Origin of the sequence: Micromonospora sp. NBC_00362, from assembly GCF_026342155.1 — a bacterium.
In the GTDB taxonomy this organism is placed as follows: Bacteria; Actinomycetota; Actinomycetes; order Mycobacteriales; family Micromonosporaceae; genus Micromonospora; species Micromonospora hortensis.
Genome location: NZ_JAPENH010000001.1, coordinates 5,594,664 through 5,615,117 on the forward strand (window position 1 = coordinate 5,594,664; position 20,454 = coordinate 5,615,117).

A 20,454-nucleotide genomic window follows, 5' to 3' on the forward strand; every position below is an offset into this window, starting at 1 on the left:
ATCCGGGTGATGGTGGTGGACGACCATCCGATGTGGCGGGAGGGTGTGGCCCGCGACCTGACCGAGGCCGGTTTCCTGGTGGTGGCGACCAGCGGCGAGGGACGACAGGCCATCCGGGTGGCCGCCGCCGCCCGGCCCGACGTCGTCGTCCTCGACCTGCAACTACCCGACATCTCCGGCGTCGAGGTGATCCTGGGGTTGCGCGCGGCACTGCCCGCCGTACGGGTGCTGATGCTCAGCGCCAGCGGCGAACAGCAGAGCGTGCTGGATGCGGTGAAGGCCGGGGCCACCGGTTACCTGGTGAAGTCGACAGCGCCCGCCGAGTTCCTGGAGGCGGTGCACCGCACCGCTGCCGGCGACGCGGTCTTCACCCCCGGCCTGGCCGGCCTGGTGCTCGGCGAGTACCGCCGGCTGGCCGCCGGCCCGGGGCGGGGGACCGGCCCGGCCGGCGCTGCCGAACCCGCGACCCCCCAGCTCACCGAACGGGAGACGGAGGTGCTGCGGCTGGTGGCGAAGGGGATGTCGTACAAGCAGATCGCCCAGCGGCTCGGCCTGTCGCACCGCACGGTGCAGAACCACGTGCAGAACACCCTGGGCAAGCTGCAACTGCACAACCGGGTCGAGCTGACCCGGTACGCCATCGAACGCGGCCTGGACGACTGAGCGGCCGTCAGACCGAGCGCGGCGGCTCCGTCTCGTGGATGGCCAACTCCTCGGCTGTCGCTCCGCCCCCGGCCGATCCGGCGTCGTACGCCACCGAGTCGGTCTCCTGGTCGGTGTGCGATCCCTCGTCCGGTTCCACCAGTCGGCCCACAGTGGCGTCGGCCACCGTGCCGAGCTGACCGTGGTCGTAGAGGGAGACCGGTGAGTTCGGATCCGAGGTCGGCCCGGGATCCATCACGTCGGCGTCCAACTGAGCCTCCGCCGCGGCTTCCAGGTTGTCCGCCTCGAAGGCGATCTTCGGGTCGATGGTGCCGGCCAGCGGGTCGTCCGCCGGGCGCTCGTAGACCTCGCGGTCGAGCTTGTAGTCCAACGACTCACCGTCGAGCTGCTCCTCGGCGGTCGTTCCGAACCGGTCCACCGCCACCGGCGTCCGATCGCCGGGCAGTTGGGCCGGGTCCGGACCGTCCGCCTCGCGCCCGGTGAGGACGTCGTCGTTGGCGGTCGAGTCGTCATCGGCGGTGTCGGGCAGCCCTTGCGCCTCGGTGTCGGACAGGGGGGTCGGGTACTCGTTGTCGCGCATGTCTGATCACTACCCGCTGCCCTGCCGCCATAACCGGGCGGGCTCCGGCGGTACGTCGCCGAACCGTGCGCCGATGGCGAAAGCCCCGTCAGGCGGCCTCGTCGTCGGGGTGCAGCACACACCAGACGACCTTGCCGTCCGGTACGGCGCTGCTGCCCCAGCGACGGGTCACCGTGTCGATCAGCAGCAGGCCCCGGCCGCCGGCACGGTTCGGCGGGGAGATCCCGGCGAAGGTCGGCTGACGCGGGGAGTGGTCGCGAACCGCCAGGTGAAGGGTGGCCTCCTGAGGCGCCAGCCGAACGGTCATCGGGGTCCGGGCGTGTGCCACCACGTTGTTGACCATCTCGGTGATCGCGATGCACGCCGGGTCGGTGAGCGTCGGCATGCCCCAGCGCTCGCAACCGGTGGCGACCAGCTCGCGCGCCTGCCTGGCCGCTCCCACCGCCGGAGCCAGGTCGGCGGTGAGCACCGCCGCCAGTGGTGTCGCCGCCACAGCGGCCAGCGCCCCGTCGAGCGTCGGCCAGGCCGGCACCCCGGCGAGCGCGACGTCCGGGTGGGCGGGCCCGTCGACCGCCGGGTCACACAGCAGCAGGTCCGCGGCGGGCCAGTCGGCGACCTCCCGGCGTACGTCGGCGAAGACGCCGCGCCCGGCCGGGTCGACGACCCGCAGGCCGGTCACGTCGGCCACCACCGGGCCGGGCCGGGCCAGCAGACGGGCGAGCAGCGCGCCGCGTACCGCCTCGGCGCCGGCGGCATCGAGCACACCGGTCAGCCGGACCACCGCTGACGACTCGTCGATTTCCACGAGACAGCTCGACATGATCGCCCCATTGTGCGCGCCGGTGACGGTCAGCGCATTCGGGCGCTCGACATCGGCCATCAGCGGTCCGACCGGGAGCGGCGGTTGATGGCCGCCAGGGTGCCGACAGCGGTGCCGGCGGCGGCCAGACCGAACGCGGCGGTCATCCGCACCAACTGTCGCCGCCGACCGTGCCAGTCACCGTCCTGACGCGCCCGAGCATCGGGGTGGAACACGTTGCCGCTGCTGTCCACCCGGGCGCCCGGGCCGAACTGGGTGCGGTGGGCGTACCAGCCGAGGGTGCGCTCGACCAGCGCGGGCGCCAGCCGCCACTGCAGGCCGATCAGCCGGGCCGCGCCGCCGGCGTACGCCTCGCGGCGGGGTCGGCGCAGCAGCCGGACGATGGTCTCGGCGACCACCTCCGGCGGGTAGATCGGAGGAGGCGGCTTCAGCTCCCGACCACTGTGATTGCCGGTGTGCCGGAAGAACGGGGTGTCGATAGTGGCCGGCAGCACCGTGCAGACGGAGATGTGACCGCGACCGGTGACCCGCAGCTCCTGTCGGACGGTGTCGGCCAGCCCGCGGATGCCGTGCTTGGAGGCGTTGTACGCCGACTGGTACGGCATGGCCACCTCGGCCAGCACCGAGGCGTTGTTGATCAGCACACCACCACCGGCGGCGCCCAGGTAGGGCAGGGCAGCCTTGATGCCGTGCACCGCCCCGAGCAGGTTGACCTCCAGCACCCGGCGGAACTCGGCGACCGGGATCTCGTCGAACAGCCCCACGGCGCTCACCGCGGCGTTGTTCACCCAGGCGTCGATGCGGCCGAACTCGGCCGCCGCCTGCTCGGCCAGCCGCCGCACCGACTCCAACTCGGTGACGTCGGTCGGTACGACGAGCGCCCGGCCGCCCAACTCCCGGCAGCGCTGCGCGACCTGTAGCAGCGCCGGCTCGCTGCGGGCGGCCAGCACGACGGCGGAGCCCCGGCGGGCCAACGCGTACGCGGTCGCCGTGCCGATCCCGCTGGACGCGCCGGTGATCACCACGGTCGAATCGTCGAGACTGCGGGTCAGCGGCATTCCTGATCGGTACCCCGGGCCGGGCCTGGTCACACCGACGACGGCTTGTCGATCATCGTCGAAGCGTGCCGCCACGTGTCGCGTGTGCTTGCCGTGGCGCAAGTGTCGGTGGCACTCGCGCTGACTCTTCCTGATCTGCCAGGTTTCGGCTCAGCGTCGCGGGGTTAATGGGACGCTCTGACCGGGAGGACCACCGCCGAGGAAAGATCGCAGGGAGGTGACCCATGCGCGTCGGCCTCGTCTGCGCGCACGCCAGTTCCTACCGCCACGCCGACGGCCCGCCGGTCGGCACCCGACAGCACACAGCGAGGGTCGCCGCCGAGTTGGCCGAGCGAGGCCATGACGTCCGGCTCTACGTGCGCCGGGACGACCCGGCGCTACCGGCGACGATGAACGTCGACGGCTACCAGGTGCACCAGGTGCCCGCCGGCCCGCCCACCCCACTACCGACCGTCGAGCTGATCCCGCACGTGACGGAGGTCGGCCGCTGGCTGGCCGACGAGTGGTCGGGTTCCTGGCGGCCCGAGGTGGTGCACGGGCACTACTGGGTCGGTGGCCTGGCCGCCGCGCACGCCGTTCGGGAGACCGACATTCCGGTGGTGCAGACGTTCCACTCGCTCGGCATCGAGCAGTTGCGTCACCTGGGAGGCCACTACGACGGGCCGGGTCAGCGGATCACGCTGGAGCGCGCGTTGACCCGGGCGGTCGACATCGCCGTGGCCCAGTCCAACGACGAGGTCGACGAGCTGACCCGGATGGGTCTGCAACGCAGCTCGGTAGCGTTGGTGCCGGCCGGCGTCGACATCGACCTGTTCCATCCCGACGGCGAGGCAGCACCGCGCGAACAGCGGCCGCGCATCCTCTCGGTGGGCTCGCTGGCCGCCGGGCACGGCCAGGAGGACCTGATCCGGGCGATGCGGCTGGTCGGTGACGCCGAGCTGGTGATCGCCGGTGGGCCGCCGGCCGACCAGTTGACCAACCACGCCGAGGCGCGACGGCTACGCGAACTGGCCGAACAGCTCGGCGTCGTCGACCAGGTACGGCTCGTCGGGGCGGTGCCGCACGACCAGATGGCCACCTGGTACCGGTCGGCGGACGTGGTCGCCTGCACGCCGCACTACTCCTCGGCCGGGCGGGTCTCGCTGGAGGCGATGGCCTGCGGGGTGCCGGTGATCGGCTACGCGATGGGTGGGCTGGCGGACGCCGTCGTCGACGAGGTCACCGGCCGCCTGGTGCCCCCCGGTGACGTACGGGCACTCGGAGTGTCGCTGCGCCGGCTGCTCGCCGACAACGCCGGTCGGTTCGCGTACGGGCACGCCGCTGTGGACCGGGTGCGCAGCAGTTACACCTGGGAGCGGACCGCCGGTGCGCTGGAGCGCCTCTACGAACGTGTGGTGAGTCGCCGCAAGCCGGTCGAGGCCTAAGCCGGCAGCTCTGTTGTGGTGCCGTGCCGGACGGTCAGCCCGGCCGGCCGGCACCGACCATGGCGGGGTCCCGACGGCGTGCCACCGAACGGTGCTGCTGCGGTTCGGCATACCGGGTCAGGCCGATCACCGCGGCCAGGGTCACCAGGAAGCCGACGGCGGCCAGCCACTCCCGCCCCGGCCAGATCTTGTCGTTGAGCAGCAGCAGGCCGACGATCGCGGCCGGCACCGCGCCGGCGGCGTCCATCGCGGCGACAGCGGCTGTCGTCGAGCCGCGCTGCATGGCCAGACCGAGCAGCAGCTGACCCACTATCGAGTGGGCGATCAGCAGGTAGAACAGCGGGTCGGCGAGGAACGCCTCCGCGGACGGCGCGGATGCCAGTGGTCGGGCGGCGACCGCGGCCGAGCTGAACGCCAGCCCGGCCAGTGAGCCGAGGGCCACCGAACCCGGCGCCCCGTGCAGTCGGACGGCGAAGAAGCCGAGCACCGCTATCAGGCCCAACGCCACCAGCAGGGCGATCGAGCCGGCGGTGCCGAGCTGCTTCGACGGCGCCGGCCGGGCGGACAGCACCAGCGCGGTGATCCCCGCGAAGAGCAGCGCCAGCAGCACCACCTCCGCCGCCGGCAGCCGCCACTTCAGCACCAACACGCCGAGAATGGCGGTCACCCCGAGCCCGGCGGCCACGCTGGCCTGCACGAGGAACAGCGGCAGGTCCCGCCGGGCCAGGAAGGCGAGCACGAAACCGGCGATCTGACAGCCCAGACCGACCAGATACGTCCGGTGCCCGGCGAGGCGCAGCAGCAGACCCGGATCGAAGGTGTGGTGGACGGTGGTGCGGGCCGCCGCCACCGACTGGAGCAGGTTGGCGAAGCCGTACGCGACGATCATCGCCGCGAGAAAGCACCAACCGGAGGAGACCACCTGGCGAGGATAGAGGTTGCCGGGGGTCAGCGCTCGGCTGGTCGATTGAGGCGGGCGAGGATGTCGGCGTGCAGCACACCGTTGGTGGCCACCACGCTGCTGTCGGTGCCCGGAGCGCCGGCGGGGGCCGGTTGTCCGGCCAGATCCGTGACCGTGCCACCCGCCTCCGTGATGATCGGCACCAGCGCCGCCACGTCCCACAGTGACAACTCCGGCTCGGCCATCACGTCCAGTGCCCCCTCGGCCAACAGCATGTAGCCGTAGAAGTCGCCGTACGCCCGGTTGCGCCAGGTGTCCCGCATCAGGTCGAGCACAGCGTCGAGCCGCCCGGCTTCCTCCCACCCGTTCAGTGACGAGTAGCAGAAGCTGGCGTCCGCGATCCCCCGCACCGCTGACACGCCGATCCGCTCGCCGGCCGCGGGGCCCGGCCCGGCGTACGCGCCCGCACCCGCGCTGGCCCACCAGCGTCGTCCGAGCGCTGGTGCGGACACCACGCCGACCGCGGGCTGGTCGCCGTCGTAGAGCGCGATCAGGGTGGCCCAGATCGGCACGCCACGGACGAAGTTCTTGGTGCCGTCGATCGGATCGATGATCCACCGGCGGCCGTTCGGGTCGGCGGGCGGCTGCGCGCCGTACTCCTCGCCGAGCAGGCCGTCGGTCGGTCGGTGCTCGGCCAGCAGGGCCCGGATGTCCCGCTCCACCGCGGTGTCCGCATCGGAGACCGGGGTCAGGTCGGGCTTCGCCTCGACGCGCAGGTCGAGCGCGCGGAACCGGGCCGTGGCAATGGCGTCCGCCCGGTCGGCGAGCAGGTGGGCGAGGGCGAGGTCGTCGGCGTACCCGGTCATGCCGGCAACCTAGCCCACGCCCTTCGGGTCACTCGTCGGGGCCGCGCCGGTCACCCTCGCCGGGGCCGCGCTGGTCGCTGTCGCCGCGCGAGTCGCCCTCGCCGGCCCGGGAGGCGAGCAACCGACGGTACGAGGCCAGCCGGCGCGGGTCGGCCTTACCGGCGGCCACCCAGGCGTCCAGCCCACAGTCGGCCTCGTCGGCAGTGTGGGGGCAGTTCGGTGGGCAGTCGACGGTGCCCTCGACCAGGTCCGGAAAGCCGTGCAGCAGGCTGTCGGCCGAGACGTGCGCCAACCCGAAGCTGCGGATGCCGGGGGTGTCGATGATCCAGCCAGGATCGGTGTCTATCCCGGGCACCGGTGGTAGTCGCAGCGCCACCGCGCTGGTCGAGGTGTGCCGGCCCCGGCCGATCGCGCTGACCACGCCGACCGCGCGCAGCGCGTCCGGAACGAGGCGGTTGACAAGCGTCGACTTGCCCACCCCGGAGTGCCCGACCAGCACCGACACCTTGCCGCTGAGCAGCGCGCGGAGCGCGTCGAGGTCGGAGTCGGGGCGGTTGAGCACGTACGGCAGCTCCAGCTCGGTGTAGTAGCCGAGCACCTCCTCCGGCCCGGCCAGGTCGGCCTTCGTGAGGCAGAGCAGCGGCTCGACGTCCGCGTCGTACGCGGCCACCAGGCAGCGGTCGATGAACCCGGTGCGCGGCGGCGGGTCGGCCAACGCGCTGACGATCACCAACTGGTCCGCGTTGGCCACCACGACCCGTTCCAGCCGCCCCTCGGCGGTGGTCTCGTCGTCGTCGGCGGTGCGGCGCAGCACCGAACGACGTTCGGCGATCCGCACGATGCGGGCGAGCGCGCCCTCCGCGCCGGACGTGTCGCCGACCAGGCTGACCCGGTCACCGACCACCACCGACTTGCGGCCCAGCTCGCGGGCCCGCATGGCGGTGACAGTGGGCAGCTCGGCGCCGACCACGCCACGTTCGGCCCCGGAGAGCACGCAGGTGTAGCGCCCCCGGTCGACGGCGATGACGAACCCGTCGACAGCGTCGGCGTGCTGCGGGCGGGTGCGCGTACGCGGGCGCGACGACTTTCCGGGCCGGACCCGCACGTCGTCCTCGTCGTACTCCCGCCGTTTGGTCGCCAGGACCTGTCCTCTTCTCGCGTCAGCTCTTGCCGGTCACCATCGCTGACCATAGTGCCGGGAACTCGGGCATGGTCTTGGAGGTACACCCCACGTCGTCCACCTCGATGCCCGGAACGGCCAGCCCGGCCACCGCTGCGGCGTGCGCCATTCGGTGGTCGTGGTAGGTGCGGAAGACGCCGCCGCGCAGCGGTCGGGGCCGGATCTCCAACCCGTCCGGCGTTTCGGTGATGTCCGCCCCGAGCCCGCCGAACTCGCGCGCGAGCGCGGCGAGCCGGTCGGTCTCGTGGCCACGGATGTGCCCGACGCCGGTGAACACCGACGGCGAGTCGGCCAGCATTGCCAGCGCGGTCAGCACGAGGGTCAGCTCGCCGACGTCGGACAGGTCGGCGGTCAGACCGTGCACCACGCCGGTGCCACGGACGGTCAGCCCGTTTGTGGAGAGGGTGACCTCGCCGCCCATCCGCTGGAGCAGCGAGCGGAGTTTCTCGACCGGCTGACCGCTGCTGTGCGGCCAACCCTGCAAGGTGACCTCGCCGCCGGTGACCAGCGCGGCGGCGAAGAACGGCACGGCGCCGGAGAGGTCCGGTTCGATGTCCCAGCCGCGCCCGGTGAGCGGGCCGGGCTCGACTGCCCAGACGTCGGGGGTGCTGTCGTCGACCGCCGCGCCGGCGGCCCGCAGCATCTGCACCGTCATCCGAACGTGCGGCGCGGAGGGCACCGGCGGGCCGACGTGGCGGACCACGACGCCCCGGTCGAAGCGTGGGGCGGCCAGCAACAGCCCGGAGACGAGTTGGCTGGAGGCCGACGCGTCGATCACGACCTCGCCGCCGGTGACCCGGCCGGTGCCGAGCACTGTCAGCGGCAGGCTGCCGGTGCCGGTGACGTCGATCCGAACGCCCAACGAGCGCAGCGCGCCGACCAGCGGGCCGAGTGGGCGGGTGCGCACGTACGGGTCACCGTCGAACGTGACCTGCCCGTCGGCCAGGCCCGCCACCGGTGGCACGAACCGCATCACGGTGCCGGCCAGCCCGACGTCGACGTGGGCGGGGCCGGCCAGCGGGTGCGGTCGGACCAGCCAGCGCTCGTCGTCGCTGATCGAGACGTGTGCGCCCATCGCCCGCAGGCCGGCGGCCATCAACTCGGTGTCGCGGGCGCGCAGTGGCCGGGCCAGTGTCGACGGGCCGGCGGCCAGTGCGCTGAGCACCAGGGCCCGGGCGGTCATCGATTTGGAACCGGGCAGGCGCAGCGTCGCCGCCACCGGGTCGGATGCGGTCGGTGCGGTCCACGGCTGCGGCGGCCGGGTCGCGGTCAGGTTGCCCACGGTTACATTCTGCCGTGTCGGCGGGCGGGCGGCGGCGCCCGGCACTCGTACTCCCGGTTGGCGGGACAGCCGACGGGGCCTCCGACGCGTTAGCGTGTGCCCCATGTGCGGCAGGTACGCGACGACCCGGAGCTCCGGCGAGCTGAGCGCGCTGTTCGAGTCGTCCGACGACTCCGACGGCCTGATCAGGGCGGACCACAACGTCGCGCCGACCGACCCGGTGCCGCTGGTCCGGGTCAGCCCGGAGAGGCACCGCAGCCTCTGTGTCGGTCGCTGGGGTCTGTTGCCGCACTGGTCCCGGTCCGCCTCGGGAGCCGCCCGGATGATCAACGCGCGGGCGGAGACCGTGGCCACCAGCCGGGCGTACGCCCGGTCCTTCTCCCGTCGCCGTTGCCTGGTTCCGGCCGACGGCTGGTACGAGTGGGTCCGGCTGCCCGAGGGCGGGCGACAGGCGTACTTCATGACCCCCCGGGACGGCTCGGTGCTCGCGCTGGCCGGCATCTGGTCGGTCTGGAAGTCCGACGCGGAGACCCGGCTCACCTTCAGCGTGCTGACCACCGCGGCGCTCGGCGACCTGGCCGAGGTGCACGACCGGATGCCGGTGCTGCTGCCACCCGAGCGGTGGTCGTCGTGGCTCGCGCCGACCGAGGAGCCGGAGCGGCTGCTCACTCCGGCGTCGGCCGAGCAGTTGGCCGGGTTGGAGATCCGCCCGGTGGGCGCGGCGGTGGGAGACGTTCGCAACGACGGGCCACAGCTGACCGCGCGGGTGGCGGTGGCGCCGACTGTGACACCGCAGGAGCTGACCCTCTTCTGACGCCGCCGCGCATCGTCGGCCGCCGATTTGCCAGGGTTCCGCGCGATTCGTCTCCTGGCTGTTCAGTCATGTTCCCGGCAGACCCTTGTCCCGGTGTTGCGAAGTGCGATAGAACACAGCGCCGGTAGTGGCTGTCGGTCCGCACGGGGCGGACGACGTCCACAGCTCTTGCCGGTCCCACGGGGGAGGTGGGTGGATGACACGGGCACGTATGCCGCGCCCGCACGAGGTGGCGGCGGCGCGGCGAGATCCGCGACTGCTGCGGGCCGTGCGAGAACGGCGACAGGACGACGCATGGCGCACCAGAGGAACCTGCCAGAGCGTCGATCCGGAGACATTCTTTCCGGCACCGAACGAGCCGGCGGACGCCGCCGTCGCGCTGTGTCGCAGTTGTGACGTGCAGGGGTCCTGCCTGGCCTGGGCCCTCGACGTCGGTGACTGCCACGGCGTGTGGGGCGGCACCACGCCGCGGGAACGACGGGCGATGCTTGTCGCCTGGCGCGGCGAGGTCGAACCCGATCCGGACGCCGTCGACGACGCGGGCCCGCCGGTGCGCGATCGCCTGCTGGCCCTGGTCCCGCTGAGCTGATCGGCGGCCCGGTTCGCACCCGACGCCCGTCCGGCGGCGCAGAATAGGCCGGTGCCAGCCAGCAACGAGATCGACACCCCGCGCGGTCCGGCGTGGATCGACACCGACCTGCCGGTCCGCCCGGCCACCGCCCTGCTCGTCCTCGGGCACGGCGCGGGCGGCAGCGTCGACGCGCCCGACCTGCTCGCGGTCCGGGACGCGTCGGTGGCGGCCGGCCTGGCGGTGGTCCGGGTCACGCAGCCCTACCGGGTCGCCGGTCGACGTGCCCCGGCACCGGCAGGTCACCTCGACGAGGCCTGGGCGGCGGTGCTCGCCGAGCTGCGTGACCGGCACGCCGACGTGCCGACGGTGGTGGTCGGTGGGCGTTCCAGCGGCGCACGGGTGGCCTGTCGGACGGCCCGTGCGGTGGGCGCGGTGGGCGTGGTCGCCTTGGCCTTTCCACTGCACCCGCCCGGCCGGCCGGAACGCTCGCGCGCCGCGGAACTGGGCACGGGCCTGCCGACGTTGGTCGTCAACGGAGACCGGGATCCGTTCGGGACCCCGGAGCCGGGACCGGCAGTGCAGGTGGTGAGCCGTCCCGGTGAGACGCACGACCTGCGCCGCGATCCGGCCGGCACCGCCGCCGCGGTGCGCGACTGGCTGTCCGCCCAGGGCTGGGCGGCCGGCTGACGCGTCGCGGTCGGCTCGCCGGGGCGACCGTTTCCGGCGCGGGCACGGGTCGTTGCATCCGTTGGTGCCGCAGGCCCGAGCAGGGCCCGTTACACCAGTCCTCCCAGGCCCTTCCTGGTCCCAGCGCCGGCCGACGTCGGGGCCGGGACCAGGAACGGGGAGGACCGGCCGGAATGCCCCAGTGGTCATCTCGCGTTACTACCCCCGGACGACTTTTCTTCGAGGGGGGTGACCGGTGCCAACCGAGACACGAAGCCTGGAACGGGACGAGCGGGACGCCCGGCAGCTGAAGCGGCTGCTGGACGGTCCGGAGTGGCCGGCGACGGCGGGACCGGGCGTGGTGGGTGCGGTGAGCACGGGCACACCGGCCGGAAGTGAATCTGCGGGCAGGTCCGTGCGCGTATCCTCGGCGGGAAAGCATCCGACGCGAGGGGATGTGCGGTTGACCACCGAGAAGACGGACGAGCGCAGGGCCCGATTCGAGCGGGACGCGATGCCATTCGTCGATCAGCTCTACGCTGCTGGGCTGCGAATGACACGCAACCCGGCGGATGCCGAGGACCTGGTCCAGGAGACGTACCTGAAGGCGTACGCGGCCTTCCACCAGTTTGAGCAGGGCACGAACCTCAAGGCCTGGCTCTACCGGATCCTGACCAACACCTACATCAACTCCTACCGCAAGCGGCAGCGTCAGCCGATCCAGGCGCCCACCGAGGAGATCACCGACTGGCAGCTCGCCGAGGCCGAGTCGCACACCTCCAGCGGGTTGCGCTCGGCCGAGACCGAGGCACTGGACCGGCTGCCGGACAGCGACGTCAAGGAGGCCCTCCAGCAGTTGCCGGAGGAGTTCCGCCTGGCCGTCTACCTCACCGATGTCGAGGGCTTCTCCTACAAGGAGGTCGCGGACATCATGGGCACGCCGATCGGCACCGTGATGTCGCGTCTGCACCGGGGCCGTCGTAATCTGCGCAAGCTGCTCGAGCGTTACGCCGGGGAGCGGGGCTTCAGTGCGGCCCGCTCGGCGAAGGGCTCGACCGCCGCTGCCGGCCGGGAGGTGTGACGTGAGCTGTGGGGAGCCGCACGAGACGGACTGCCGCGAAGTGCTCGCGGAGGTGTATCTCTACCTGGATCTGGAGTGCGCCGACGAGCGCCGCTCGCTGATCCGGCACCACTTGGACGAGTGCGGGCCCTGCCTGCGCGAGTACGGGCTGGAGCAGGAGGTGCGGGCGCTGGTGGCGCGTTGCTGTGGCAACGAGACCGCGCCGGATCAGCTGCGCGAGCGGCTGCGGGTCAAGCTCACCGAGCTGGTGGTCTTCGAGACCAGCGACTCTCGTGAGCTGGCCGACTGATCGTCTGAGCTGGCCGATCGAGCGCCGGCACCAGCTGGCAAGACCGGTGGCCCGGGTCGATGTCGACCCGGGCCACCGGTGTACCCGGCCTCGGCCGGCTGAGCGGCGACGGGCAGTCGGCCCGTCGACCCGTTCAGGAGTTGGGACGCTTGCCGTGGTTCGCGGCGTTCTTCTTACGAGCCTTCTTCTTCCGGGACTTCTTCGCCATGCTGACCTCCTCGTGATGGGTCGGATCCGTCCTGCGCACGACCTCGGCGCGGATGCGGCCACCGGCGGTCCGGCGTCGGGTCCGACCCGCTGATGGTAGTGCGGTCGACAGCCGCCGCCTTCCCCAGGGCGGGCCTGTCATCCCGGCTGCGCCGCTGCCCGCCCATCGCCGGTCGACGCATGATTGGATACATCGGCAGGCACGTCGCGAAGAGGGAGGGCCTGGACATGGCCGAGGAGATCCGCGCCGAGATGGTGGCCAACGTCTGGAAGGTCGTCGCCACGGCGGGTGACACGGTGACCGAGGGCGACACCCTGGTGATCCTCGAGTCGATGAAGATGGAGATCCCGGTCGTCGCCGAGTCCGATGGTGTGCTCCAGCAGCTCGTCGTCAACGAGGGCGACGTCGTGCAGGACGGTGACCTGATCGCGGTGATCGCTTGACCGGGTTGCGGGTCCGTTCGGCCGAGTCGGCCGACTTCCCGGCGGTGGCCCGGCTGACAGTGGCCGCGTACGAGGCGGACGGCCAGCTCAAGGGCGAACACGGGTACGGCGAGGTGCTGGCCGACGTGTCGACCCGAGCCGCCAGCGGCGAGGTGCTGATCGCAGTCGACGAGGTGACCGGGGCGGTGCTCGGCTCGGTCACGTTCGTGCTGCCGGGCACCCCGTTCGCCGAACTGGCGGGGCCGGGCGAGGCGGAGTTCCGGATGCTCGCCGTCGACCCGGGCGCCCAGGGGCGGGGTGTGGGTGCCGCGCTGGTCGAGGCGTGTGTCGACCGGGCGACCGAGTTGGGTTGCACGGCGGTGGCGATCTGCGTCCGGGCCGGGATGGCCGATTCGGCGCACCGGCTCTACTCGCGGCGCGGTTTCGTCCGTTCTCCGGAGAAGGACTGGTCACCGCTGCCGGGTGTGGATCTGCTCGGCCTGCGGCTGGAGCTGACGCGCGGCTGAGCCGGCGACCGACGAGCCCCGGGCCGGCACGATCACGCCCGGTCAGGCGTCGGGTTGCGTGCCGATGGCGGCCAGCAGTTCGTCTGCCACCTCCAGGGCGAGCTTGCGGCGTTCGTCGTCGCTGATGTGCGGCGCGCGGACCGCGAACCAGCTGGTGTGCACAGCGAAGATTGACAGCGCCGCGCGCAGTTGGGCGGCGGGGGAGTCGTCGCCCCGGCAGAGCGCGTCGGCCAGCTCCAACATCCGACCGCGCATCTTCTGCCCGGAGGAGAGGCTCTTGAGCGCGGTCTGGTTCTGCTCGAAGAAGCGCATCACCGACGGCTGAGTGCCGTCGAACATCGTGTCGGCGTACCGGGAGATCAGCTCGCGCCGGGTGGACAGGGTGGCGGGCTGGGTGGCGGCCCAGGCGATCAGCGCATCCATCCCCTCCAGCCGGTCCTCGACGAAGCTGGCGACGATGTCGTCCTTGCTCTTGAAGTGGTAGTAGAGCGCGGCCTTGGTGACGTTGAGGCGCTCGGCGATTTCCCGGAGCGAGGTCTTCTCGTACCCCTGCTCGGTGAAGAGTTCGAGCGCGACGGCCTTGATCCGTTCCCGCGTTCCGCCGCCTGTGCTCTCGCTCACGCACACCCTCCAAATGGCTTGACCGTTGCTTGTACCCAACTTACCGTGCGGCTAGTAAGGTGACTAGCCGGGCGGCAAGTAAGTACGGCAATCCTCGGGGGGAGCTTACCCATGACTCAGGCAACCCAGGCCGGCACTCGACCCAACAACATCCGGGTCGTGCTGTTCGGGCTGATGATCGCGATGATGCTCGCGATGCTCGACAATATGATCGTCAGCACCGCGTTACCGCGGATCGTCGGCGAGTTCGGCGGGCTCAACCACTTCACCTGGGTGGTTACCGCGTACGTCCTCGGCACCACCGTCTCCACCCCGATCTGGGGCAAGCTCGGTGACCTCTACGGCCGCAAGTCGGTCTTCCTGACCTCGGTCGTCGTCTTCCTGGTCGGCTCCGCCCTCTGTGGCATGGCCGGCTCCGGGATGCTCGGCGGCCCAGAGGACGGCATGGTCCAGCTCATCGCCTTCCGGGCCGTGCAGGGCCTCGGCGCCGGTGGCCTCATGGTCGGCGTGATGGCGATCATCGGTGACCTGGTCCCGCCCCGCGAGCGCGGGCGCTACCAGGGCATGATCGCCGGCATCATGGCCATCGCCATGGTCGCCGGCCCGCTGGTCGGCGGGTTCATCACCGACCACCTCTCGTGGCGCTGGGCGTTCTACGTGAACCTGCCGCTGGGCGGAATCGCGCTGCTCGTGCTGATCACCACCATGCACCTGCCCAAGTACCGCACCGAGCATCGGATCGACTGGCTCGGCGCCGGGCTGCTCTCGGTCGGCATCACAGCGATCGTGCTCATCACCACCTGGGGTGGCAACGAGTACGACTGGGTGTCACTGCCGATCCTTGGCCTGGCCGTGCTGGCCGTCGTCGCGTTGGCGGCGTTCGGCCTTGTGGAACGCCGTGTCCAGGAGCCGATCCTGCCGCTGGCGCTCTTCGCCAACCGTAACTTCGCGCTGATCTCGGTGATCGGCTTCCTGCTCGGCTTCGCGATGTTCGGCGCGATGAACTTCCTGCCGCTCTACCAGCAGACAGTGCAGGGGGCGTCGGCCACCAACAGTGGTCTGCTGCTGCTGCCGTTGATGTTCGGCATGCTCGTCGTCTCGCTGGTCATCGGCCGGGCGATCACCCGCAACGGCAGGTACCGGGCGTACCCGATCATCGGTGGCGTGACGATGACGGCGGGCATGGCGCTGCTGTCCATGCTCGACACCGACACCAGCAAGCTGATGTCCTCGCTCTACATGATCGTGCTCGGCGTCGGCATGGGCTTCCTCATGCAGACGTCGATGCTGATCGCGCAGAACAGCGTGGAGCAGAAGGACCTCGGCGCGGCCAGCGGCGCGGCCACCTTCTTCCGGTCGATCGGCGGCTCGTTCGGCATCTCGCTGTTCGGCGCGATCTTCGCCAACCGGCTGGCCAGCTCCGAGGGCGGCCGGGCCTTCGGTGGCGGCGAGGCCGGCGCCGGGATGGACCTGGAGAAGCTCAGGGAACTGCCCGCCCAGGCGCGCGAGGCGGTGCTCGGTGGTCTGTCCGACGCCATCTCGCACGTCTTCCTCTGGGCGGTGCTGTTCACCATCGTGATCCCGGTGCTCGCCTGGTTCATCAAGGAGATCCCGCTGCGCACCGCGAACGAGGCGCCGCCGCAGGCCACCCCGGAGGAGGACGCCGAGGTCGCCCTCGGCAAGGCCCCGGTCGCCTGACCCACGAACCTCCGCGATCTTGCACTTTGTGCGCGTGCATAAGCACTGTTTCCGACAAAACGGCGACAGTAAGTGCAAGATCGCGGGGTGGTGGGAGTCAGCGGCGGAGCAGGCGTTGCCAGAGGCGGCGTAGGGGGTTGCGGGGGCGGGGGAGCCGGGGGGAGTAGGTGGCCAGCAGTTCGGTGGCCAGTGCCGCCGTCGCCGGATCCAACTGCGGGGCGGCGAGTGCCAGGTGGGCGAGCGAGGCGGCGATCGGGACCGGTCGGCTCCGCGCCACGGCAGCCGCGTCGGCCAGCCGCTCCGCCACCACCCGGGCCACGTCCGACCGCACCGAGGGGTCCACCCAGGCGGCCGTGACCAGGGCGAACAGCGCCGCCTCGGTGACCCAGTCCTCGACGCCCCAGATCAGATCGAGCAGCACCCGGCGCCGGGTCGAGCCCTCCCACGGCTCGTCGGTGCGGTGGTGCAGCAGCCCCAGACAGGCCCACACCTGCACTCCACGGACCCAGACCGACGGGTCGTGGGCCGCCAGCAGTCGACCCACCGCGTTGGCCGGCGCCGCCGGCGGGTGCACCAGCAAACCGAGCAGGTCGCCCAGGTCGAGGCCGGCCAGGCCCACCGCGGCGTCGTACGCCGCCGGTGGATGTGCCCACGCCGGGTGGGCGATCTGCCCGATCCGTTCGACAGCCGTCGCCGAGGGCGCCGCGAGCGCGGGCGTCGGGACGGCGTCCGCGTAGTGCCACAACCGCTGAGCGGTCTCCCGGCGGGGCTCGCGCGGGTCGGGCTCGGGCGTGCCGACCACCTCGATCCGCAGCCCGGGGGCGGTGGAGATCGCCGTCCCGACCGCGCTCGGCGGGGCGGCGGCGGGCAGGCGTACGGCACCACCGAGACCAAGTTCGTCATCGGCCACCGCCTGGCGCATGGCGTCGACCAGGGGCCCACCGGCCGGGGTGAGTTGGCCGAGCCAGGGCCTACCTCGGCAGCACTGGGCCAGGTCGCCGTGCTCGTGGCTGTCGTCCGGGTGGTCCCGCACGAAGTCGGCGAGCGCGACAAGGTGGGCGAGGTCACCGTCGCGCAGGTGCCGCAGGCGGTGGGCGGTGTGCACCGCGCAGTCGAACGACGGATCGCGCGCCAGCGCCCGCTCGGTCCACTCCAACGCCTCGTCCAGTCGGCCGATCTCGGCCAGGGTGCCGGCGATGTCCGCGTAGATCGCCAGGTCGTCGGGGTCCAGCTCGACGGCCCGACCGAGGGCCGCGAGGCCGTCGCGGGTCCGGCCCGAGCTGCGGTACGCGTACCCGAGCCACACCTCGCCCATCTTCGAGGGCTGTGCGCGTACCCCTCGGGTGGCCCAGCGGACCGCCAGCTCGACCTCGCCGAGGCGCCGGGCCAGCGCGGACGCCGCGCCCAGCAGCAGGCCGTGTTCGGGGTGCACTGTGGCCGCGTTGCGGGCGAGCGTGAGGTACGGGGTCAGCGGGGCCCGGCCGATCCGCGGCACCGGGTCGGGTAGTGCGGCGCAGACCTGCATGAGGACGCGGGCGATGTGCTCCGGTTCCAGTCGTTCGGCCAGCTCGGGCGCGGTGACCCAGGGCACGCCGGCCCACTCGGTGCCGGGCGCGTACGACGTCGCGGCGGCCAGCAGCTCCAGCCCTTCGGCGGGGCGCCCGGCGGTGGCGAGGAGGTGGGCGCGGGCGACGACCGCGCCGACGAACGTGTGGTGGTTGATGGGGAAGAGGTCGAGGCCGCCGCCGCTCGACACGGCGAGCCGGGCCAGCGTCTCGTGCACCTCCGGCAGGGTGGGGGCCCGTGCCAACGCGCCGGCGAGGTGGCCGGCGGCGTGGTGCAGGTCGCCCTCGTCGAGTGCCAGCCGGGCCAGCGCCAGCTCCTCCGTCGCGGAGAGCGCGGGATCGTCCGTTCCCTCGGGCACGTCGTCCTCTCGTGGCAGTTAGACCGGGTGCAACGGGTAAAGCTTAGTTGATATTGAGATCAACTGGTGATCAGCTGCGCAATCCTGCTCGTTCGATTGCTGAGATACGCTCAAAAGTGCAAGACTGAGCAAGAATCGCGCGGCAACCGCGCAGGGGGAGGGTTTCCGTGACACGTGCAGGGGCTGGAATGGCAGCCGACATCGACGAGCAGCCGGCTGGCTACGCGCGCCTGCTCTCCGCTGCCAACGCCGCCGAGATCGCCCGGGTGGCAGCGGTCATCGCGGAACGTCGGCCACGGCACGTGGTCTTCACCGCGCGGGGCACCTCCGATCACGCGGCGCTCTACGGGGCCTACCTGACCGAGATCCGGCTCGGCCTGCCCGCCGGGCTGGCCTCGCCCAGCGTCGTCACCCTGTTCGGGGCCCGCCCCGACCTCTCCGACGCGCTGGTCGTCGGGGTCAGCCAGAGCGGCGGCTCGCCCGACCTGGCCGAGGTGCTGCGCGCCGCCCGAGCCTCCGGTGCGCTGACCCTCGCTGTGACAAACGCCCCCGACTCGCCGCTGGTCGACGTGGCCGAGTTGAGCGTCGACATCGCCGCCGGGCACGAGCGGGCGGTGGCCGCCACCAAGACGTACACCGCGGAGCTGCTCGCCCTGCTGATGCTGGTGGAGGGGATCCGGGCCGGCGACGGCGTGCTCCCGAAGGCCGAACGGGAGGCGCTCGACGCACTGCCCGAGCTGGCCGCCCGCACCCTGGCCGACGGCACCCCGGCCCAGCTCGCCCCGCGCTACCGGTTCGCCCGGCAGTTGGTCACCACCGGCCGGGGGTACGCCTACCCCACCGCGCGGGAGGCCGCGCTGAAGCTGATGGAGACCTCGTACCTGCCGGCACTCGCCTTCTCCGGCGCCGACCTGCTGCACGGCCCGCTCGCGATGACCGACCCGGAGGTCCCCGTGCTCGCCGTGGTCGGCTCCGGCCCCGGCGGCCGGTCGATGGGTGAGGTGCTGCCGCGCCTCGGCGAACGCCGCGCCGACGTCGTGGTGGTCGGCTCCGCCGACGTACCGGGCGCCACCCGGCTGGCCGTCCCCGAGGTCGACGAGCGGTACGCCCCGCTCCTGGACATCCTGCCGATGCAGCGGTTGGCGCTGGCCCTGGCGCTCACCCGAGGCGAGGACCCGGACGCGCCGCGCGGGTTGAAGAAGGTCACCGCGACGATGTGAGGCGCGGCGTGGCACCCTGGTCACCGTGTCCACGCTGCGCGACCTCGCCGAGGAGCACACCCATCTCCGTCCGGCCGACATCGACCACCTGCACCGGATCGCCGGCGACTGGCAACTGCTCTCCGATCTGTCCTTCGCCGACCTGCTGCTCTGGGTGCCGGTCGACGCCGACGGCACGTTCCTCTGCGTCGCCCAGGTGCGCCCGACCACCGCACCGACCGCCTACCAGGACGACCAGGTGGGTCGGATCGTCGGCGGTCCGGAGGTGGCCCACCTGGGGGTGGCGTACTCCCAGGGCCGGATCTGGCGCGAGGGCGACCCGGTCTGGTACGGCGACGTGCCGGCCCGCCACGAGGCGATCCCGGTTCGGCTGCGTACCGCCGAGGGGGAGGCCGGCGAGGTGATCGCCGTGGTGGGGCGGGACACCAACCTCTCCACCGCGCGTACGCCCAGCCAGCTGGAGCTCAACTACCTCACCACCGCCGACGACCTGGCGCAGATGATCGCGGACGGCACCTTCCCGCCGCCGCGGCATCCGGGCGAGACCACATCGGCGCCCCGGGTCGGCGACGGCCTGGTCCGGCTCGACGCCGGCGGCAAGGTCACCTACGCCAGCCCGAACGCGCAGTCCGCGTACCGCCGCCTGGGCTACGCCTCGCACCTCGTGGGGGAGGACCTGGCCGCGTTGCACCGCCGGTTGGCCGGTGACCCGCTGGACGGCACCGAGGCCTCGAACGGCATCCTGGCCGCGCTGCGCGGTGAGGCGCCACCCCGCCGGGAGATCGACGCACGAGGTGCCACGATGCTCACCCGGGCGCTGCCGCTGATGCCGGCCGGGGTGCCGATCGGAGCGTTGGTGCTGGTCCGGGACATCACCGAGGTACGCCGCCGGGACCGGGCGCTGATCACCAAGGACGCCACCATCCGGGAGATCCACCACCGGGTGAAGAACAATCTTCAGACGGTGGCCGCGCTGCTGCGGTTGCAGGCCCGCCGGGTGGCGATGCCGGAGGCCCGGGTCGCGCTCGAGGAATCGGTCCGTCGGGTCGCCTCGATCGCCCTGGTGCACGAGACCCTCTCGATGTCCAGCGACGAGGCGGTGGAGTTCGACGGCATCGTCGACCGGGTGGCCAGCGCGGCGACCGAGGTCGCGGCGACCGAGGTGAGCGTCGGCATGCGCCGGCGGGGCAGCTTCGGCGTACTGCCGGCGGAGATCGCCACCTCGCTGGTGATGGTTCTCAACGAGTTGCTGCTCAACGCCGTCGAGCACGGCTTCCCACCGGCCGACGAGGCGGAGGATCCCCCGGTGGCCTCCGCCTCCGGCATGGTGCCGGTCGCCGCGCCCGAGGTGGACCCGTCGCTGCGACCCGAGGTGGTGGTCTCCGCGCACCGGTTCCGCAAGATGCTGCACGTCTCGGTGACCGACAACGGGCGCGGCCTGCCCCCGGACTTCGACGCCGAACGCGGCAGCCGGCTCGGCCTGCAGATCGTCCGAGCGCTGATCACCGGGGAGCTGCGCGGCACCATCGAACTGCGTGCCGGCGCCAACGGTGGCACCGAGGCAATGCTGGTCGTCCCGCTGGCCCGCAACACCCACGACGGCCGCTCGCAGACCTGAGCCGCCGGCCTGCCCGTGGAC

Annotated in this window: 22 protein-coding genes; 13 read left to right on the forward strand and 9 right to left on the reverse strand. The window is 72.2% G+C overall.

Annotated features, from left to right (window positions below; all coding sequences use genetic code 11):
- Positions 1 to 9 precede the first annotated feature (9 nt).
- Positions 10 to 663 (forward strand): response regulator transcription factor, encoded by a 654-nt coding sequence (locus OG992_RS25795; RefSeq protein WP_196924633.1) that lies wholly within the window; start codon positions 10 to 12, stop codon positions 661 to 663.
- A 7-nt stretch (positions 664 to 670) separates the two neighbouring features.
- On the opposite strand, the gene OG992_RS25800 is transcribed toward OG992_RS25795, so the two are convergent.
- The 3 genes from OG992_RS25800 to OG992_RS25810 form a co-directional block, all read right to left on the reverse strand.
- Positions 671 to 1,243, reverse strand: a complete 573-nt coding sequence (locus OG992_RS25800) for a DUF5709 domain-containing protein (RefSeq protein WP_091406114.1) — start codon at positions 1,241 to 1,243, stop codon at positions 671 to 673.
- Between the two features lie 88 nt (positions 1,244 to 1,331).
- Positions 1,332 to 2,123, reverse strand: coding sequence for an ATP-binding protein (locus OG992_RS25805; protein ID WP_266304495.1), 792 nt, complete (start codon positions 2,121 to 2,123; stop codon positions 1,332 to 1,334).
- The gene (locus OG992_RS25810; protein WP_266304496.1) at positions 2,123 to 3,121 is read right to left on the reverse strand and encodes an SDR family oxidoreductase; all 999 of its coding nucleotides are present in this window, start codon (positions 3,119 to 3,121) and stop codon (positions 2,123 to 2,125) included. Before OG992_RS25810 ends, OG992_RS25805 begins: the two co-directional genes overlap by 1 nt.
- A 224-nt stretch (positions 3,122 to 3,345) precedes the next feature.
- Here OG992_RS25810 and OG992_RS25815 point away from each other — a divergent pair, with 224 nt between their 5' ends.
- Positions 3,346 to 4,545 carry a glycosyltransferase gene (locus OG992_RS25815; RefSeq protein ID WP_238687440.1) on the forward strand — a complete coding sequence of 400 codons (1,200 nt, stop codon included), beginning with the start codon at positions 3,346 to 3,348 and terminating at the stop codon, positions 4,543 to 4,545.
- Between the two features lie 34 nt (positions 4,546 to 4,579).
- Here OG992_RS25815 and OG992_RS25820 read toward each other — a convergent pair whose 3' ends face one another.
- The 4 genes from OG992_RS25820 to aroA are packed head-to-tail and all read right to left on the reverse strand — an operon-like array spanning position 4,580 to position 8,774.
- On the reverse strand, positions 4,580 to 5,434 hold the full coding sequence (locus tag OG992_RS25820) for a hypothetical protein (protein ID WP_238687482.1): 855 nt from the start codon (positions 5,432 to 5,434) through the stop codon (positions 4,580 to 4,582).
- Between the two features lie 59 nt (positions 5,435 to 5,493).
- Entirely contained in the window at positions 5,494 to 6,312 is an 819-nt protein-coding gene (gene hisN / locus OG992_RS25825; RefSeq protein WP_266304497.1) for a histidinol-phosphatase, read from the reverse strand.
- 28 nt (positions 6,313 to 6,340) lie between these two features.
- The gene (gene rsgA, locus OG992_RS25830; protein WP_210784616.1) at positions 6,341 to 7,417 is read right to left on the reverse strand and encodes a ribosome small subunit-dependent GTPase A; all 1,077 of its coding nucleotides are present in this window, start codon (positions 7,415 to 7,417) and stop codon (positions 6,341 to 6,343) included.
- Between the two features lie 55 nt (positions 7,418 to 7,472).
- Positions 7,473 to 8,774, reverse strand: a complete 1,302-nt coding sequence (aroA, locus tag OG992_RS25835; RefSeq protein ID WP_266304498.1) for a 3-phosphoshikimate 1-carboxyvinyltransferase — start codon at positions 8,772 to 8,774, stop codon at positions 7,473 to 7,475.
- A 103-nt stretch (positions 8,775 to 8,877) separates the two neighbouring features.
- On the opposite strand from aroA, the gene OG992_RS25840 reads away from it, so the two are divergent.
- The 8 genes from OG992_RS25840 (at position 8,878) to OG992_RS25875 (ending at position 13,352) form a co-directional block, all read left to right on the forward strand.
- On the forward strand, positions 8,878 to 9,588 hold the full coding sequence (locus tag OG992_RS25840) for an SOS response-associated peptidase (protein WP_266304499.1): 711 nt from the start codon (positions 8,878 to 8,880) through the stop codon (positions 9,586 to 9,588).
- Positions 9,589 to 9,784: 196 nt separating this feature from the next.
- A complete protein-coding gene (locus OG992_RS25845; RefSeq protein WP_238687436.1) occupies positions 9,785 to 10,177 on the forward strand; it encodes a WhiB family transcriptional regulator in 393 nt (130 codons plus the stop codon).
- A 51-nt stretch (positions 10,178 to 10,228) separates the two neighbouring features.
- Entirely contained in the window at positions 10,229 to 10,846 is a 618-nt protein-coding gene (locus tag OG992_RS25850; RefSeq protein ID WP_266304500.1) for an alpha/beta family hydrolase, read from the forward strand.
- Positions 10,847 to 11,081: 235 nt separating this feature from the next.
- A complete protein-coding gene (locus OG992_RS25855; protein WP_210784612.1) occupies positions 11,082 to 11,906 on the forward strand; it encodes a sigma-70 family RNA polymerase sigma factor in 825 nt (274 codons plus the stop codon).
- A gap of 1 nt (position 11,907) precedes the next feature.
- Complete coding sequence (gene rsrA / locus OG992_RS25860; protein WP_030490399.1) at positions 11,908 to 12,195, forward strand: mycothiol system anti-sigma-R factor; 288 nt, start codon at positions 11,908 to 11,910, stop codon at positions 12,193 to 12,195.
- 59 nt (positions 12,196 to 12,254) lie between these two features.
- The gene (locus OG992_RS25865) at positions 12,255 to 12,419 is read left to right on the forward strand and encodes a hypothetical protein (RefSeq protein WP_238668194.1); all 165 of its coding nucleotides are present in this window, start codon (positions 12,255 to 12,257) and stop codon (positions 12,417 to 12,419) included.
- A 205-nt stretch (positions 12,420 to 12,624) separates the two neighbouring features.
- Entirely contained in the window at positions 12,625 to 12,846 is a 222-nt protein-coding gene (locus OG992_RS25870; RefSeq protein WP_181518367.1) for a biotin/lipoyl-binding carrier protein, read from the forward strand.
- Positions 12,843 to 13,352: a GNAT family N-acetyltransferase gene (locus OG992_RS25875; protein ID WP_266304501.1), complete on the forward strand. Its 510-nt coding sequence runs from the start codon at positions 12,843 to 12,845 to the stop codon at positions 13,350 to 13,352. Before OG992_RS25870 ends, OG992_RS25875 begins: the two co-directional genes overlap by 4 nt.
- Before the next feature lie 42 nt (positions 13,353 to 13,394).
- Here OG992_RS25875 and OG992_RS25880 read toward each other — a convergent pair whose 3' ends face one another.
- Positions 13,395 to 13,979 (reverse strand): TetR/AcrR family transcriptional regulator, encoded by a 585-nt coding sequence (locus OG992_RS25880; protein ID WP_238687433.1) that lies wholly within the window; start codon positions 13,977 to 13,979, stop codon positions 13,395 to 13,397.
- Positions 13,980 to 14,084: 105 nt separating this feature from the next.
- Between OG992_RS25880 and OG992_RS25885 the strand changes: the two genes are divergently transcribed.
- Positions 14,085 to 15,671 carry an MDR family MFS transporter gene (locus OG992_RS25885; protein WP_238687432.1) on the forward strand — a complete coding sequence of 529 codons (1,587 nt, stop codon included), beginning with the start codon at positions 14,085 to 14,087 and terminating at the stop codon, positions 15,669 to 15,671.
- A 97-nt stretch (positions 15,672 to 15,768) separates the two neighbouring features.
- Here OG992_RS25885 and OG992_RS25890 read toward each other — a convergent pair whose 3' ends face one another.
- Positions 15,769 to 17,595: a tetratricopeptide repeat protein gene (locus OG992_RS25890; protein WP_266304502.1), complete on the reverse strand. Its 1,827-nt coding sequence runs from the start codon at positions 17,593 to 17,595 to the stop codon at positions 15,769 to 15,771.
- A gap of 188 nt (positions 17,596 to 17,783) precedes the next feature.
- On the opposite strand from OG992_RS25890, the gene OG992_RS25895 reads away from it, so the two are divergent.
- Both OG992_RS25895 and OG992_RS25900 read left to right on the forward strand, forming a co-directional pair.
- Entirely contained in the window at positions 17,784 to 18,815 is a 1,032-nt protein-coding gene (locus OG992_RS25895; RefSeq protein WP_124776247.1) for an SIS domain-containing protein, read from the forward strand.
- Between the two features lie 25 nt (positions 18,816 to 18,840).
- The gene (locus OG992_RS25900; RefSeq protein WP_238687430.1) at positions 18,841 to 20,433 is read left to right on the forward strand and encodes a PAS domain-containing sensor histidine kinase; all 1,593 of its coding nucleotides are present in this window, start codon (positions 18,841 to 18,843) and stop codon (positions 20,431 to 20,433) included.
- Positions 20,434 to 20,454 lie beyond the last annotated feature (21 nt).